This window comes from Myceligenerans indicum (assembly GCF_016742955.1).
In the GTDB taxonomy this organism is placed as follows: Bacteria; Actinomycetota; Actinomycetes; order Actinomycetales; family Cellulomonadaceae; genus Myceligenerans; species Myceligenerans indicum.
In genome coordinates this window covers 81,739-97,371 of sequence record NZ_JABBYC010000007.1, presented here as the reverse complement: position 1 = coordinate 97,371, position 15,633 = coordinate 81,739, and the positions used below count along the sequence as shown (strand labels likewise).

The 15,633-nt window shown below is 73.2% G+C and carries 15 protein-coding genes; 6 read left to right on the top strand and 9 right to left on the bottom strand.

The window, feature by feature from the left end:
* Positions 1–3: 3 nt before the first annotated feature.
* The 4 genes from HGK34_RS06820 to HGK34_RS06805 are packed head-to-tail and all read right to left on the bottom strand — an operon-like array spanning position 4 to position 3,347.
* A complete protein-coding gene (locus tag HGK34_RS06820) occupies positions 4–546 on the bottom strand; it encodes a hypothetical protein (protein WP_244666491.1) in 543 nt (180 codons plus the stop codon).
* A gap of 36 nt (positions 547–582) precedes the next feature.
* On the bottom strand, positions 583–1,461 hold the full coding sequence (locus tag HGK34_RS06815) for a DUF3626 domain-containing protein (protein WP_201845832.1): 879 nt from the start codon (positions 1,459–1,461) through the stop codon (positions 583–585).
* A 21-nt stretch (positions 1,462–1,482) separates the two neighbouring features.
* A complete protein-coding gene (locus tag HGK34_RS06810) occupies positions 1,483–2,103 on the bottom strand; it encodes a response regulator (protein ID WP_201845831.1) in 621 nt (206 codons plus the stop codon).
* Positions 2,100–3,347, bottom strand: coding sequence for a sensor histidine kinase (locus HGK34_RS06805; protein WP_307815831.1), 1,248 nt, complete (start codon positions 3,345–3,347; stop codon positions 2,100–2,102). Before HGK34_RS06805 ends, HGK34_RS06810 begins: the two co-directional genes overlap by 4 nt.
* 184 nt (positions 3,348–3,531) lie before the next feature.
* On the opposite strand from HGK34_RS06805, the gene HGK34_RS06800 reads away from it, so the two are divergent.
* The 3 genes from HGK34_RS06800 to HGK34_RS06790 all read left to right on the top strand — a co-directional run bounded on the left by HGK34_RS06800 (position 3,532) and on the right by HGK34_RS06790 (position 5,755).
* On the top strand, positions 3,532–4,632 hold the full coding sequence (locus tag HGK34_RS06800; protein WP_201845830.1) for an ABC transporter permease: 1,101 nt from the start codon (positions 3,532–3,534) through the stop codon (positions 4,630–4,632).
* 42 nt (positions 4,633–4,674) lie between these two features.
* A complete protein-coding gene (locus HGK34_RS06795) occupies positions 4,675–5,370 on the top strand; it encodes an ABC transporter ATP-binding protein (RefSeq protein ID WP_201845829.1) in 696 nt (231 codons plus the stop codon).
* A 130-nt stretch (positions 5,371–5,500) separates the two neighbouring features.
* The gene (locus HGK34_RS06790) at positions 5,501–5,755 is read left to right on the top strand and encodes a hypothetical protein (protein WP_201845828.1); all 255 of its coding nucleotides are present in this window, start codon (positions 5,501–5,503) and stop codon (positions 5,753–5,755) included.
* A 46-nt stretch (positions 5,756–5,801) separates the two neighbouring features.
* On the opposite strand, the gene HGK34_RS06785 is transcribed toward HGK34_RS06790, so the two are convergent.
* Positions 5,802–6,683, bottom strand: a complete 882-nt coding sequence (locus HGK34_RS06785; protein WP_201845827.1) for a winged helix-turn-helix transcriptional regulator — start codon at positions 6,681–6,683, stop codon at positions 5,802–5,804.
* Between the two features lie 111 nt (positions 6,684–6,794).
* Between HGK34_RS06785 and HGK34_RS06780 the strand changes: the two genes are divergently transcribed.
* Positions 6,795–8,084, top strand: a complete 1,290-nt coding sequence (locus HGK34_RS06780) for an MFS transporter (RefSeq protein WP_201845826.1) — start codon at positions 6,795–6,797, stop codon at positions 8,082–8,084.
* 52 nt (positions 8,085–8,136) lie between these two features.
* On the top strand, positions 8,137–9,345 hold the full coding sequence (locus tag HGK34_RS06775) for a serine hydrolase domain-containing protein (protein ID WP_201845825.1): 1,209 nt from the start codon (positions 8,137–8,139) through the stop codon (positions 9,343–9,345).
* A 25-nt stretch (positions 9,346–9,370) separates the two neighbouring features.
* On the opposite strand, the gene HGK34_RS06770 is transcribed toward HGK34_RS06775, so the two are convergent.
* The 4 genes from HGK34_RS06770 to HGK34_RS23165 all read right to left on the bottom strand — a co-directional run bounded on the left by HGK34_RS06770 (position 9,371) and on the right by HGK34_RS23165 (position 13,242).
* Positions 9,371–10,624 carry an arginine deiminase gene (locus HGK34_RS06770; RefSeq protein WP_201845824.1) on the bottom strand — a complete coding sequence of 418 codons (1,254 nt, stop codon included), beginning with the start codon at positions 10,622–10,624 and terminating at the stop codon, positions 9,371–9,373.
* Between the two features lie 42 nt (positions 10,625–10,666).
* A complete protein-coding gene (locus tag HGK34_RS06765; protein ID WP_201845823.1) occupies positions 10,667–12,118 on the bottom strand; it encodes a basic amino acid/polyamine antiporter in 1,452 nt (483 codons plus the stop codon).
* Positions 12,119–12,366: 248 nt separating this feature from the next.
* A complete protein-coding gene (locus HGK34_RS06760; protein ID WP_201845822.1) occupies positions 12,367–12,996 on the bottom strand; it encodes a superoxide dismutase in 630 nt (209 codons plus the stop codon).
* Between the two features lie 120 nt (positions 12,997–13,116).
* Complete coding sequence (locus HGK34_RS23165) at positions 13,117–13,242, bottom strand: hypothetical protein (protein WP_280517859.1); 126 nt, start codon at positions 13,240–13,242, stop codon at positions 13,117–13,119.
* A 61-nt stretch (positions 13,243–13,303) separates the two neighbouring features.
* On the opposite strand from HGK34_RS23165, the gene HGK34_RS23485 reads away from it, so the two are divergent.
* The gene (locus HGK34_RS23485) at positions 13,304–15,589 is read left to right on the top strand and encodes a LuxR family transcriptional regulator (protein ID WP_201845821.1); all 2,286 of its coding nucleotides are present in this window, start codon (positions 13,304–13,306) and stop codon (positions 15,587–15,589) included.
* Positions 15,590–15,633: the final 44 nt, after the last annotated feature.

Below are 15,633 nucleotides of genomic sequence, written 5' to 3'. Positions count from 1 at the left end.
CGTCTACGACAGGCCGGGCGACTCCAGGGCCTCGAGGCGCTGGATCATGCGGCGGACCAGGAGCAGCGGAATGGCGCCGAACACTCCGAAGGACATGTCGATCAGCGTCCATCCGAACGGGATGCCCCGGACCGGGCCGCAGATCAGGGCCAGCGGGATCACGCCGGCGCAGGCGATCAGGCCGAAGTCCACCACCCACACGTTCCGCACCGGGTCACGCAGCGGCCCCCAGAACGCCACCGCGATCACCAGGTGGGCGAAGGCGAGCCAGTCCGTCCCGTAGGCGATGAAGGGGTAGGCGTCGTTCGTGACCGTCAGGCCCTGCTCCACACGGGTGAACCACTCCACGAGCCCGGGAGCCCACTGCTCGGCACCCCAGGCGTGCAACACGTCGAGCCCCGCCCGCACCTCGGTCTCCAGCGGAAAGGCCGTCAGCCCACTGACCGCCAGCCCGACGACGAACACCACGAGCCACCCCCGCACCCGCCGCCGAAGCCGCACCGCGACCGCCTGACCAGGAACAGCAGCAACCGTTGTCGTCGTCATGCCGCGCAGCGTAACGTCCGCGCCACGCCTCCACCGTCAGCGGGCCGGCGGCGCCGGCCTCCCGGCTCCGGGGGACGAGCCGGCTGCCTGGTCCGGGGCGGCGCCCCAGCGGGCGACGTGGTGCCACACCTTCTTCAGGTCCTGCGGGTCGTGGAGGCCGGTCCGCACGGCGTCACCGACCACCCGGCCGTCCAACCATCCGTCCGGCGCGTGCCCGGCGGCGACCTCCCGCGCCACCGCCACGATCCGAGCACCGCGATATCCGGGCCGTGCGGCCAGGTCATCGACGTGCAGGCGGAAGCCGTCGTGCCATTCCACGGCGAGGCCGTGCCGCGCCGACAGCTCCCTCGCGGCCGCTTCGACGGCGGCGCCGCGATAGCACGGGTCCAGGACGACGGCGGCCACGTCGTCGGCCAGGACCACCGGGCCGTGGACGTGCGCCTCGACGTAGTCGTCGAGGAGATCGTGCGTTCCGGCGGCGTCGTCCGCCTCCGCGAGCGCGAGCAGGTGCGCCAGTCCTGCCGCGTCGCCCTGTGCGGCGATGTTCTCCGGCTCGAACACCGAGTCGGGATAGCAGAACGAGGTGCGCTCCAGCACGTGCGGGCGCAGGCGCAGGTGCGCCGAGCCGAAGCGCGGGGAGCCGCCCGCCGCACGCCCGAGACGGTTCAGCGCGCCGTACCTGGGGCGTTCGCGGGCCGGGCCGTCGTCGTACCTGCCCGCGAACAGCCGCGTCTCCCACCGCCGCCGGTCCCCGCCGGGACCGGCCGTCAGGCCGCCGTTGGAGGTGCCGGTCTCGAACTGCGAGCGCCAGACGCCGTCGCGCACCAGCCGTTCGACGAGCGTCTCGGAGCCGTCCGCCACCAGACGGTCGGGGTGGAAGTTGATCGTGACGGGCGGCCCGGCTTCCGGTGGCATGGCGACGATCGTGTCACGCGGTCAGAGCATGCCGCGGTCGCGGGCTCTGGCGGCGGCCTCGGTGCGCGACTGCGTGCCGAGCTTGGTGTTGATGTGCGCCAGGTGCGACTTCACGGTGGCCACGGAGAGGAAGAGCTCGCGGGCGACCGCGTCGTTGGAGCGCCCGGCCGCGACGAGGCGCAGGACCTCCAGCTCGCGTGCGCTGAGCGTCACCGCGGGCGCCCGCATGCGCCCGAGCAGCCGGCGCTGGACGTCGGCGCCGAGTGCGACCTCGCCCGCCGCGGCGGAGCGGATGGCGCGGGCGAGCTCCTCGGTGGGGGCGTCCTTGAGGAGGTAGCCGGTGGCGCCGGCCTCGACGGCGGCCAGGATGTCGGCGTCGGTGCCGTAGGTCGTGACCACGAGCACGGGCGTACCGTGCCGCCGGACGATGGTCCCGGTGGCCTCCGCGCCGCCCATCCGCGCCTCGCCGAAGCGCAGGTCGAGGAGGATGACGTCCGCCCGGCCGCCGTCGTCGAGCCAGCGCAGGAGGTCCTCGGCCGTCGGGGTCTCGTGCACGACCCGCATGTCGGGCTGGCCGTCGATGACGGCGCGCAGCCCGGCACGGACCACCGGGTGGTCGTCGGCGAGGACGACGTCGATCATCGCTCGTCCTCCGCCCGGACCGGCAGCGTGACGGCCAGTGCCGTCCCACCGCCGAGGCTGGTCTCCAGCGCGAACGTCCCGCCGAGCTCCTGCACGCGTGAGCGGATGGCGGGGATGCCGAACCCGCGCCCGCCGGTGCGGCCGGTTCCCGGCGCCGCGGGGTCGAAGCCGGTGCCGTCGTCGACGACGTCAAGGGTGATGCTGTCGGCCTCGTAGGTCAGGGTGACCCGGGCGCGAGCGGCGGCGGCGTGCTCGGCGACGTTGGCGAGAGCGGACTGGGCGATGCGCAGCAGGGCGGTCTCCAGGGGGACAGGCAGGGGACGCGGGGTACCGCTGGTGTGCACGGTGATCGCCAGGGGCGCGGACGGCCGGTCGTTGCCGGGCCGCGGGCCGCTCAGCCGGTCGGCGACACGCCGCACCGCTCCCAGCAGGGTCGTGCGTTCCAGGTCGGCCGGGGTGAGGTCCTGCACCACCCGCCGGGCCTCGGCGAGGCTGTCGCGCGCGGCGGATCGCGCCTGCCCCAGCAGCTCGTGCGCCTTGGGCTCGTCGACCCCGACGGCGTCCTCGGCGGCACGCAGCAGGAGTTCGATCGCCGACAGGGACTGCGCCAGGGTGTCGTGGATGTCGCGGGCCAGGCGCGCCCGCTCGTCGGTGACGGCCCGCTCACGCTCGGCCTGCGCGAGATGGAGGCGGGCCTGGGTCAGCTCGTCCACGGTGCGCTGCCGGTCCTGCGACTCCCGGAGGAACGCCTCGATGCCGAGCACCACGGCCACGGCCACCCCCGCCCCGAGCACGGGACCGAGCACGTAGCCCGTCCACCGCTCACCGGTCCCGGCCTGGGTCAGCAGGCCGTCGGCGACCGTCACGACCGTGGTCAGGGCGACCAGCAGGACGCCGCGATGCGGCCCGAGCACGTGCATCTGCAGGAGCATGAAGGGGAACGCGATCCACAGCGCCGCCGGGGACAGCCCCAGCAGCAGCACCCAGCTGACCATGAGCGCGCCGATCCAGGCGGCGTCGGGCCACCACGCGCCCCGGGGGATGTCGACGAGCCCCTCGTGCGTGCGCACCACGGCACGCCCCCACACGTAGATCGCGAGCAGCACCCCGCCCACGAGCAGCGCGCTCAGCGCGGTCTCGGGCGGAGCCTGGACGACGGCGACCACCACCAGCGTCGCCAGCAGCAGGTCGAGCCCCACGATGAGCCCGTGCGTCGCCGAGGGGACGGGGTGGCGGCGGATCACCCGTCCACGATAGCCAGCCTCACAACGCGCGCATCGTCCGAACGGATGATCCGCGGCCCCATCCTTCGGCGTCGCGGGATCACTCCGCGTCCCGATGATCCCGGGCCCGTCGAGGCGGAGGCTGGAACACGTCCGGCAACGGATCCGACCAGCGATCCAGCTCCGCCCCGTATGGAGGTACCTCGTGTTCGTCGCCCTGCGCGATCTGACCCATGCCCGTGGCCGCTTCGTCCTGATGTCCGTGGTGATCGTGCTGATCACGTTCCTCGTGACCTTCCTGGCATCCCTCACGGCAGGCCTGGCGCGCGACTCGACGTCGGCCCTGACGGACCTGCCGGCCGACCACGTCGCGTTCTCCATGCCCTCCGGCGACGAGGCACCAGGGTTCACCGCGTCCCGCGTCACCTCCGGCCAGTGGGACGACTGGGCACGCATCCCGGGCGTCGTGTCCGCCGACCCGCTCGGCGTGGCCACCACCCGCGCCGAGTCGGACAGCACCACCACCTCGGTCACGGCGTTCGGCGTCGCGCAGGGCAGCGCCCTGGTGCCGTCGGACGCGGGCGACGTCCGCCCCGGAACGGTCGTGCTCACCCCCGGCGCCGCCGACGCGCTCGGTGTGACCACCGACGACACGGTGACCCTCGGCGGCGACGAGCTGACCGTCGCGGCGACGGTGGACGCCGACCAGTCGCTCTCCCACACGCCGGTGGTGTGGATGGCGCTGGAGGACTGGCAGGCCGTCGGGGCGCGCGGCCTCGCCGACCCGTCCGAGGGCCCGGTCGCGACGGTCGTCGCACTGACCACGTCAGGAGCCGACGACGCCGACCTGGCCGCGGCCGACGACGACCTCGGCACCACGACCGTCACGACCTCCCAGGCACGATCGGCGGTTCCGTCCTTCGCCGGGGAGAACACCTCCCTGACGATCATGCAGGCCTTCCTGCTCGCCATCTCCGCGCTGGTGGTCGGCGCGTTCTTCACCGTCTGGACCATCGGCCGCACCGGCGACATCGCCGTCCTCAAGGCGCTCGGCGGGTCCACCGGCTACCTCCTGCGCGACGCGCTCGGCCAGGCCGTGGTGCTGCTGACCGGAGGCGTCGCGATCGGCACCGGTCTCACGGTCGCCGGCGCCTCCCTGCTGCCGGCCGCCGTGCCGGTCGTCGTCACCACGGCCACGACGCTCACCCCGGCCGCGACCCTGATCCTGCTCGGCCTGATCGGCGCCGGTGTGGCCGTGGCCCGCATCACGCGCGTCGACCCGCACGCGGCGCTCGCCGCACGCTGACCAGCCCGACCCCCACACCCACGATCCCCGAAGGAGAACCCGGTGGACCTGCACCTGGAGAACATCACCCTCACCTACCCCGACGGCGACACCACCCTCACCGCGGTGAACGACGTCGGCCTCGCCGTGCCCGCAGGGACGACCACCGCTCTGCTGGGCCCGTCAGGGGCCGGCAAGTCCAGCCTGCTGGCCGTGGCCGCCGGACTGACCCGGCCGAGCAGCGGGACGGTGCGGATCGGCGGCGAGATCGTGTTCACCCCCGCCACGACGGTGGCAGAAGCCACCCGGGTGCGCCTTGAGCGCATCGGCATGGTGTTCCAGTCGCCCCAGCTCCTGGGCTCCCTCACCGCGCTGGAGCAGCTCGAGCTCCAGGCACACCTGCGCGGACGCCGCCCGGCGAGCCTGCGCGCACGTGCCATGGAACTGCTCGACGCCGTGGGCGTGGCCGACCACCACGCCAAGCGGCCCGCGCAGCTTTCCGGCGGGCAGCGCCAGCGCGTCGCGATCGCGCGGGCGCTGGCCGGCGAGCCGCAGGTCCTGCTGGTGGACGAGCCGACGTCGGCGCTGGACCACGAGCGCGGCACCCAGGTGGTGGAGCTGCTGACGGGCCTGGCGCGGGAGACCGGCGCGGCGACCCTGCTCGTCTCGCACGACGCCGCGACGCTGGCCACGGTCGACGCGACCGTCCGCATGCTCGACGCCCGGATCGAGCAGGAGGCGCCGCTCACCGCCGGCTGAACCGCCCGACACCGGTGGGCTGCCGGGAAGAGCAGGCCTGTCGCACGACGACGCACGGCAGGGCTTCCAGACGCTGCGTCCCGCCCTCGACGACGTCGTCGAGCTCGCCGCGCGCGGTGACCTCGACGGGATGTACGCCGAGCTCCCCCCGACCCTGGAGTTCGTCGCCGTGACCGGCTCCGTCGACGTGCACCACGCGACCGACGACCCGGACACGGTGACGATCTTCGTTCCGCAGTGGGCCCGTCTGGTCGACGACGCCGGGGGCTACATCTACTCGCCCCACCGCACGCCCCACCTGGACATGCACGGCATGCCCTGCACCGACCCCGTTCGGCTGGACGGGGGCTGGTGGTCCTGCGGGATGCCGACGGGATCCGATTGAGCGGCCACCGCGAGGCAGGATGTGACACATGCTGGCACGCGCCTCCTCAGCGCGTCCGCGCGCTCGCCGCCGACACCACGTCCAGCATCTCGTCGACGGCCCCGGCCGGGTCGGTCACCGGAGCCTGGACGTGGCGGACCGTTCCGGCCGGGTCGAGCAGGAGGGTGACCCGCTTGAGCCGGTCCGATCCGCCGGCGCGGAAGACCGGGAGCCGCAGCGCGGATGCCGCGCGTCCGTCCTGGTCCGACGCCAGCGTGTACGGCAGCCCGGCGAAGGCGCTGAACGCCGCGAGCTGTTCGGGGTGCTGCGTGCTGATTCCGAGCACCCGCGCCCCGGCATCGCGCAGCGCCTGGTGCCGGGTCGCGTAGGAGCGGCATTCCAGGGTGCAGCCCCGCGCGCCCGGTACCGCCGACCAGCCGGGCGGGTAGGAGTGCGACTCGGGCGCGTAGGCGCCGGGGAAGAAGAAGGCGACCGTCCACAGGTCCGGGTCTTGCAGGTGCACAGTGGCGCCGTCCTGGGTGGCGAGGACGACGTCGGGTGGTGTCGTCCCGAGCAGACCGCTGACGCGACGGAGTTCGGCGTCGCCCGGTGCGCCGCTGGTCTCCCCGTCACCGAGCAGGTGCTGCGTCCCCCACTCCTGGAGCGCGACCAGGACGGGAAGCAGGGACTCGCCGCGCGGGGTGAGGACGTAGTCGTAGCGCGGCGGACGGTCCGAGTAGGCCTCCTTGCGCAGGATCCCGTGCTCCACCAGCGCGCCGAGGCGCTCGGTCAGCGCCCGGCGGCTGAACCCGAGCGCCCGGTCGAATCCCTCGAACCGGGTGACGCCGGCGGCGGCCTCGCGCAGCACCAGCAGGCTCTGCCAGTCGCCGACCACGCCGAGAGTCTGCGCGATGCCGCAGTCGGCGTCGGCCAGGTCCTCACGTCTCACGAAGGCTTCCTCTCCGGGCGCCGTCCTCGGCACGGCTTGCCCATGCCCTGGCGATCCTGTCACACTTCCGGCAGTCAGTTCCAAATTGGAACTCACATCGAGGAGGACAGGATGCGCGCATCAGGACGGGCCACCGGCCCCACCGGAAGCACCCGGGACGACATCACCCAGGACCGGCTCGGCTCCCGCCCGTTCTGGCTCTACTGGTCCGCGACCGCCACGAGCAACCTGGGCAGCGCGGTCACCGTCGTCGCGATGCCGCTGGTGGCGGTGACCGTCCTGGGCGCCGGCCCGCTGCGGACCGGCGTGCTCGCCGCGGCGTCGTACGTCGCGTGGATCGTGCTGGGCCTGCCGGCCGGCGCGATCGTGCACCGCCTGCCGCTGCGAGCCGTGCAGGTGGCGTGCGACCTGGTCCGGGCCGCGGTCCTGCTCAGCGTGCCGCTCGCCGCCTGGGCCGGGCACCTGACCTTCTGGCACCTCGTCCTGGTGGCGCTGGTCCTCAACGCCGCCGAGGTGCTGTTCTTCGCCGCGAACACCACGTTCCTGCCCTCGGTGGTCCCCCGGGAAGAACTCACGGCCCGCAACTCCTTGATCTCCGGCACTCATGCCGCGAGCCAGCTCGGCGGCCCCTCGCTCGGCGGCCTCCTCGTGCAGGTCGCGGGAGCCGCGGGTGCCCTGTTGGCCGACGCCGTCTCCTACCTCGCCTCCGCCGCGCTGCTGCACCGCCTCCCCGAGCGACGCCGGCCCGCGGGCGATCTCCCCGCCTCGATGCGATCGCAGATCGCCGACGGGTTCCGGTTCGTCATGCACCACCCCGTGATGGCCCCGGCGACCTGGTGGGCCTTCGTGACGAACGCGGTGTGCGGTGCCCAGCTCGCCCTGTTCACGGTCTACCTCGTCCGGGAGCTCGACACGCCTCCCGCGCTGGTCGGGGTGCTGCTGGCCGTCGAGGGCGCCGGGGCGCTGGCCGCCGCGGCCGTGACACCGTGGCTGGTGCGGCGCTTCGGTTCGGCGCGGATCGTGCTGTACGACGGCGTGGCCGGGTTCCTCGCGGCTCTGCTGATCCCCGCCGGCGTGGGATACCTCGGCTGGGTGTGCTTCGCCCTGGGCAACCTGCTGTTCGCCGCGACCGTCGTCCCCGGCAGCGTGGTGACCCGCACCTACCGGCAGGTCGCCAGCCCGCCCGAGCTGCTGTCGCGCGTGATGGCGACGGTGCGCTTCGTGTCCTGGGGTGCGATTCCCCTCGGCGGGCTGGTCGCAGGCGCGGCGGCCGGACTGGCCGGGACACGCACCGTCCTCGTCGCCTCCGCGTTCGTCATGCTCCTCGCACCGGTCATCATCTGGCGCAGCCCGATCCGGCACCTGCGGGACCTGGACGAACTCCAGCCGGCGCGCGGCTGAGCCGGCCGGCGGTTTTCCCGTACCGCCCGGAAATGCTCCCTACAGTGATCGCATGAGCACACACGGGCCCCGCCGTCGTACCGTTCTGGGCGGCGTCCTGGCCGTGACGGTCCTCGCCCTGGGCCTCCTCGCGGCGGCCACGGCCCTGAGCGACGGCGACCTCGCGTACGCCGGCCGGGTCCTGACCCACGGCGACGCGGGGACGGACGACGTGCTGTGGAAGCACGCGGTGACGGTCCCCGCCTCCTCCGGCCCACGGGCATGGCCCGAGAATCCGGACTGCCGGGACGTCGAGGCCGCGCTCGGCACGGACGGGAACGCCGACCTCCACCTGCGCGCGGGCGGGGCGAGAGCGCTGGTCGTGGTGCGCGACGGAGAGGTCATCTGCGAGTGGTACGCCGACGGCGTCACGCCCGACGACCCGCTCCCTGCCTTCTCCGTCAGCAAGTCGCTGCTGGCCCTCCTGCTGGCTCGCGCCGAGGCGGAGGGCGTGATCGACCTGGACGAGGCGATCACCACCTACGTCCCCGAGCTCGCCGAGCGGGACGCCCGCTTCACCGCCGTCACGCTGCGGGACCTGCTCGACATGCGCTCCGGGGTCGCGTTCGACGCCGAGGCGGGATTCCCCTGGCTCGACCAGGACGCCGCCCGTGTCTACTACGCGAGCGACCTGCGTTCCACCGTGCTGACGCGGACGCAGATCGAGGCGCCGCCGGGCAGCTTCGTGTACAACGACTACGCACCGAACCTGCTGGGGCTCGCGTACGAGCGCGCGACCGGGGAGACGCTGGACGCCCACGCCCTCCCCGCCTTCTGGGACGAGCTCGGCGCCGAGCACGAGGCGCGCTGGCTGGTCGACGGCGAAGGCTTTCCCTGGCACGAGAGCGGTGCGGTGCTCACCGCACGGGACCTGGCCCGGGTGGGTCAGCTCCTCCTGGACGGCGGCCGGGTGGACGGACGGCAGGTCGTCCCACGGGACACGGTGGCCTCCGCGCTGACCGTCAAGGAGACCCCGCCCGTCGTGGACTGGCAGGTTGCCCGGTTCTCCTACCGGGGCGGATGGTGGGGCCTCGACGAGGCGGACGGCACGACGGCCGCCCTGGGCCGCTTCGGTCAGGTGATGGTGGTCGCCCCGGAGACCGGCGTGGTCATCGTGCGTCTCGGTGCCGACGGCTACGAGCAGGTCGAGACGAACGCCGAGATCGCCCTACGCCTCACCCTCGCCGCCCGAGCCCTGGACGCGCAGGACGAGCGCTCCTGAGCGCCGCGCGGGGCCATGGCCCGCCTCAGTCGATCGCGTCCCGCGTGATCGGGCAGGTCATGCAATGTCCCCCGCCCCGCCCGCGGCCGAGCTCGGCGCCGACGATGGTGATGACCTCGACCCCGGCGCGGCGCAGGGCCGCGTTCGTCATCGTGTTGCGGTCGTAGGTGAACACCACGCCGGGTTCGAGGGCGACGGCGTTGTTGCCGGAGTCCCACTGCTGGCGCTCCGAGGCGTAGGCGTCGCCCGCGGTCTCCACCACGCGCAGGGACGGCAGCCCCATCGCGCGCGCCACCACGTCCACGAAGGGGGTGCCGCCGTCGTCGGTCACCTCGATCCCCGGAGCCTTGTCGCTGGGGCGCAGCACGTAGGGGTGGATACCGTCGACGATCGTCGGGTGGACCGTGACGAGGTCGACGTCGGCGAACGTGAACACGGTGTCGAGGTGCATGGCCGCTCGCAGCTTCGGCATCCCGGCGACGACCACCTGCTGCGCGGCACCGGCGTCGAACAGGGCCTTGGCGAACTGGGTGATGGCCTGCCGCGACGTGCGCTCGCTCATACCGACCAGGACGGCTCCCCTGCCGATGGGCATGACGTCGCCGCCCTCCAGCGAGGCCTGCCCCCAGTCCTGCTCCGGGTCGCCCCACCACACGGTCGAGGTCCGGTAGTCGGGATGGAAGGAGTAGATCGCCTTCATCAGCAGCGTCTCCTCCGTGCGGGCCGGCCAGTACAGCGGGTTGAGCGTGAGCCCGCCGTAGACCCAGCACGTCGTGTCGCGCGTGTACAGGGTGTTGGGCAGCGGCGCCAGGAGGTACTCGCGGGCGTCGGGCGACTCGCGCGCCAGGGCCGCGTATCCGGTGCGGTAGTCCTGGGGCAGATCCGCGGTGGACAACCCGCCGATGAGGAAGCGGGCCAGCTCGCTCGGCGTCAACGTGTCCAGGTAGGCTCGCGCCCCCTCGACGAGGCCCAGCCCGACCAGGTTGGGCACGATCTTGCGGTCCAGCAGCCAGGAACGTGCCTCGGGGATCGCCATGGTCTGGGCGAGCAGCTCGTGCAGCTCGACGACCTCCACCCCGCGGTTGGTCAGCTTGTTGACGAAGTCCAGGTGGTCCCGCTGCGCCGACTCCACCCACATGACGTCGTCGAACAGCAGGCTGTCGGAATTGGTCGGGGTGAGCCGTTCGTGGGCCAGGCCGGGTGCGCACACCAGCACCTTGCGCAGGCGGCCCACCTCCGAGTGGACGCCATGGACCGGAGCAGGCTGTGTGGTGGTCATGAGGGGATCCTTCCTCGGCTGGCATGGTCGACAGGAGACGAGCTAGATCGAGATCCGTCCGGCGGCGAGCCCGACGACGGCGACCACGGCGATGGCCAGCACCACCACGAACATGGCCAGCTCCATGGGCGCGAAGACACGGCGCCCCTGTTCGCGACGTGTCATGCGGAAGAGGATCGTCGCCGGGGCGTAGAAGAGGAAGGAGACCAGCACGAGCGAGAGGCCGGCGGCGAAGACCAGGAAGGCCGTGTAGACGGTGGCGACCACCGCCACCAGCAGGTCTCCGCGCAGGGTCGCGGCCCGCGCCCCTGCGTAGGTCTCGCCCGTCACGCGGAGCTTGAGCGCGTAGAGCGTCGCGAGCAGGAACGGGATGAGGGTCATCACCGCGGTCATGTCGAGCGCGAAGTCGAAGGCGTCCTCCGAGAAGTACGTCAGCACCAGCACCACCATCGACAGCGACGTGCTCAGCAGCAGCGCGTTGACCGGCACGTCCCGATCCGTCAGGCGGGCGAGGAAGCGAGGCATGTCGCGGTCCTTGGCGGCGACGTACAGCACCTCGGCCGCCATGAGCGTCCACGCCAGGTAGGCGCCGAGCACGGAGACGATCAGGCCGACCGAGACGAACACGGTGCCCCACTCGCCGACGGCGGCCTCCAGCACGCCCGCCATCGACGGCTGGTGCAGCTCGGCGAGCTCGCTCATCGGAAGGATGCCGTAGGACACGATCGTCACGGACGCGAACACCGCCAGCACGCTCACGAACCCGAGGATCGTCGCCCGGCCCACGTCCTCCCGGCGGCGGGCGTGCCGCGAGTAGACACTGGCTCCCTCGACCCCGAGGAACACGAAGACCGTCACCAGCATGGTGCCGCGCACCTGCGAGAACAGGGAGCCCGCATAGTCGGCTCCGCCCCAGTTCTCGGCGAAGGCGGCCGGGTCGAAGACGAACAGCGCGAGCAGGACGAAGACGATGATCGGAATGACCTTGGCGACCGTCACGATCCGGTTGATCGCCGTCGCCTCCTTGACTCCGCGCCGCACCAGCAGGAAGAACAGCCACAGCCCCACCGTCGAGAGCACGATGGCGAGCACGGTGTCCCCCGCGCCGAGCGCCGGCACCCACTGCCCCAGCGTCGACATGATGAGCACCCAGTAGGTGACGTTGCCGACGCACGCGCTGGCCCAGTAGCCCGCGGCGGAGAAGAACCCCGTGTACTCCCCGAACCCCGCCTTGGCGTAGGCGTAGACCCCGGCATCGAGCTCGGGCTTGCGGATCGCGAGCCGCTGGAACACGAACGCGAGCATGAGCATGCCCGTCCCGGCCACCGCCCAGGCGATGAGAGCGCCCGCGACCCCGGTCTCCTGCGAGAACCTGCTCGGCAGGGAGAAGACCCCGGCCCCGACCATGGAGCCGACGACCATCGCCGTGAGGGTCAGCAGTGTGACCCGTGTCGCGGCCCCTCCTGCCGGCGCCTCCGTCTCAAGGTGTGCCATGCATGCTCCCAGCGACGTAATGGCTGGTCAGGCGCGTTGTGCCTGCGGTCGATGACGTGCACACCGGTGATGACACGGTGAGACGTTGCAGCTGTCTGGGACGATACATCCCGGTACCCCGCCCCGCGCGCGGGGGCCCGCAGCCCCGGCCGTGGCGGACACCGGCCGCGACCTGCTCCGGTCTGCCGTGCCAGGCCGGGCCGTGGGACGCACGCCGGCCTCTCGGCGGGCACCCCGCCGTGGGGCCTTCACGCCCCCGGTGTCAGCAGCCCGCTGGTCGCGGACCGGGCGCGCTCCAGCCGCGCCGCGACGTCCGCCCAGTTCGCCAGGTTCCAGAACGCCTTGACGTAGTCCGCCTTCACGTTCAGGTAGTCCAGGTAGAACGCGTGCTCCCACATGTCGAGCATCAGCAGCGGAACGGTCCCCGCCGGCAGGTTCGCCTGCTGGTCGAACAGCTGGAACACCGAGAGCCGCTCCCCCACCACGTCCCACGCGAGCACCGACCAGCCCGAGCCCTGGATGCCCGTGGCCACGGCGGCGAAGTGCGCCTTGAAGGCGTCGAACGAGGCGAAGTACTCGGTGATCGCGGCCGCCAGCTCGCCCTCGGGCTCGCCACCCCCGTCCGGGGACAGGTTGTTCCAGAAGATCGTGTGGTTGACGTGGCCGCCGAGGTTGAACGCCAGGTTCTTCTCGTAGAGGTTGACGGCCCCGAGGTCGCCGGACGCCCGGGCCCCGGCCAGGGCCTCCAGGGCGCCGTTCGCCCCCGCCACGTACGCCGCGTGGTGCTTGTCGTGGTGCAGTTCCATGATGCGACCGCTGATGTGGGGTTCCAGGGCGGAGTAGTCGTAGGGCAGGTCCGGCAGCGTGTATGCAGGCATCTTCGATCCGATCGTCGGTAGGGCCGTCCCGGGCTCGCGCCCGCAGGGACCTCACCATGATTCAGGCCAACGACCACACCCGCCACCGCGCGCACGACCATCCGGCGCCCCAGCGGGCGATCACTCGCCCTCCTCGCTCACGCTCTTCCGGTGGGCGGTGTCCGCGACGGTCACGAACGCCGGGTACGAGCCGGGCGGGACGGGCAGGGTGCAGCCCTCGGCGGTGTAGATTTCGGGGGTCCGCAACACTGCCGCCGGGTCCCTCACGGCGACGGCGGCCGCCCTTGCACCTGGAGGGAGAACCGCCGTGGTCCCAGCGCCGATCGACGGCCCTGCGTCACCGGGTTCCCGCCCGGGCGGTGACGACCGGAGCGAGACAGCCGGGGAGACCGGCGCCCCGGACCTCGTGAGCCGCGGGACGGGCGACGGCCCGGACCCGCGCACGGTCGTCGCCGGCCTGCCGGAGCGGACCCGGCACCTCCTGCTCGCCGCGGCGAGTGCGGCTCCGGAGGACCTGCCGCTGTTCCTCGCCGGGCTGCCGGAGGCGACCGACGCGGACTGGGCACCCGCCGAACGAGCCGGCCTGGTCCGTCTGGACGGCACGGACCCGGTACCGCTGTCCTGGTCGGATGCCGGAACCCCGGCCGCCCTGTACGACGCCGCGCCCTTCGTCGACCGCCGTCGGGCCCACCGCGCCCTCGCGAGCACTCTCACCACGCGACCGGACCGGCGGGCGTGGCACCTCGCCGCGGCGGCGCTGGGCCCGTCCGAGGAGATGGCGTCCCAGCTCGAACACGCCACGGGCGCCGCGCAGCGACACGGCGGCTGGTCCGCGACCGCCCGGATGCTGGAGCACGCGGCCCGGCTCTCCACCGACGACGACGCTGCCGCCCGCCGCTACGTGCTGGCCGCACGGGCAGCGATCTACGCCGGAGACGCGACCTGGGCGGGGCGCCTGAGCGACCGGGCCGCCGATCTGACCGACAACCTGCGCCTCACCCTGGAGGCATGCCTGGCCAAGGGCTGGGCGGCGGCCCGGGGCGTGCACCACGGCGAGGCGGTGACCACACTGACCACGGTCGCGGTGCGGGCGGCCCGCACCGGGGCTCTCGATCTCGCGTGGTCGGCGCTGTCCCCGGCCGCGGTGGCCGCCTACTACTCCGGGCACATCGCGCACCGTCAGCAGGTCGCGGCCGCACGGGATGTCGTCCAGCGCTTCACCCAGGTCCTCGGTCACCGCGAGCCCCCGCTCGGGGGCGCCGAACTGCTGGCCCGGATCCAGGCCGCCCCTGCCCCGTACGACACCCCCGTCCCGCTCGACCCGCCGCCAGGCGCCGCCGTCCTCGATCCCGCCGTTCTCGACCGTCACCGACTCGACGACGGTCCGGGCGGCGAGGGCCTCCTCCCGCAGGCCGTGTGGCTGGCCGCCTCGCTCGACCCGGTGGGCTCGGTTCGCGCCGTCGAGGCAGCGCTGGACGCCGCAGGCCACCCGTCCGGTCTGGACCAGGTGACGCTCAACCAGCTCGGCGGTGCCGCCTGGACGATCGACCGGACCGAACTGGCGGTGACCGTGCTGCGCACGTTCCTGGAACGCCAGGGGCGCGCGGCCCTGGGCGCGGCGGACGCCCTGGCTCTGAGCACGCTGGGCACCGCGCTGCGGGATGCCGGCCGGTGGCAGGAGGCAGAGGCGACGTACGCGGAGTGCCTCCGGCTGACCGAGGACACCGGCACGGAGATGGTGGTGCATGTCTGCCACGCCGAGCTCGCCCGCCTGGCGGCCCTGCGGGGTGACTCCCGGCTCGCCACGGAGCTGGCCGACCGCGCCCTGGCCGGCCTGGACCCGGATGCGAGCCGGTCGGTTGCCGTGCTCGCCCGGTGGGCGGTCGGTCTGGCCGCACTGTCCGCCGGCGACCACGAACGGGCGCATCACTTCCTGCGTCTGCTCGTCGACGAGACCGGGCACCCCGTGCATCCCCAGCAGTCCCTCTTCGGCATGACCGATGTGGTCACCGCGGCGCTGCGCAGCGGCCGGTTCTCCGAGGCACGCGACGTCGCGGCAGCTTTCCGGGAGCGGGCAGGGCACGGCTCCCCGCGTCTGCGGAGCCTGGTCGAGCACGCGGCCGCGCTCGTCGCCGGCGCGTCACGCGCCGGGGGCGCGGACGCCGAGGCGGAGTCCCGGTTCGCCGCCGCACTGGCTGATCCCCGGGGCGCCACCTGGCCGTACGAGCGTGCCCGGGTGCAACTGGATCTCGGCAGCTGGCTGCGCCGGCGGAGACGCTCCGCCGACTCCCGGCCCCCTCTGATCGCGGCCCACGACACCTTCCGGCGTCTCGGAGCCGAACCCTGGGAGCGCCGGGCGGCCGCGGAGCTGCGCGCCGCGGGCGTCCGCGGGTCCGCCGCCGACGAGGCGCTCGCCGGGCTGACGCCGCAGCAGCGAGAGATCGTGCGGCTCGCCGCCCAGGGCCTCACCAACCGGGAGATCGCGGACCGCCTCTTCCTGTCGCCTCGCACGGTGTCGTCCCATTTGTACCGCGTGTTCCCACAGCTGGGCGTGACCAGCCGGGCCCAGTTGCGCGACGTGGTCGGCGACTGACGACGGGGACGGCTGCGTCGCACGCCGCCCCGCGGGAACCGAGC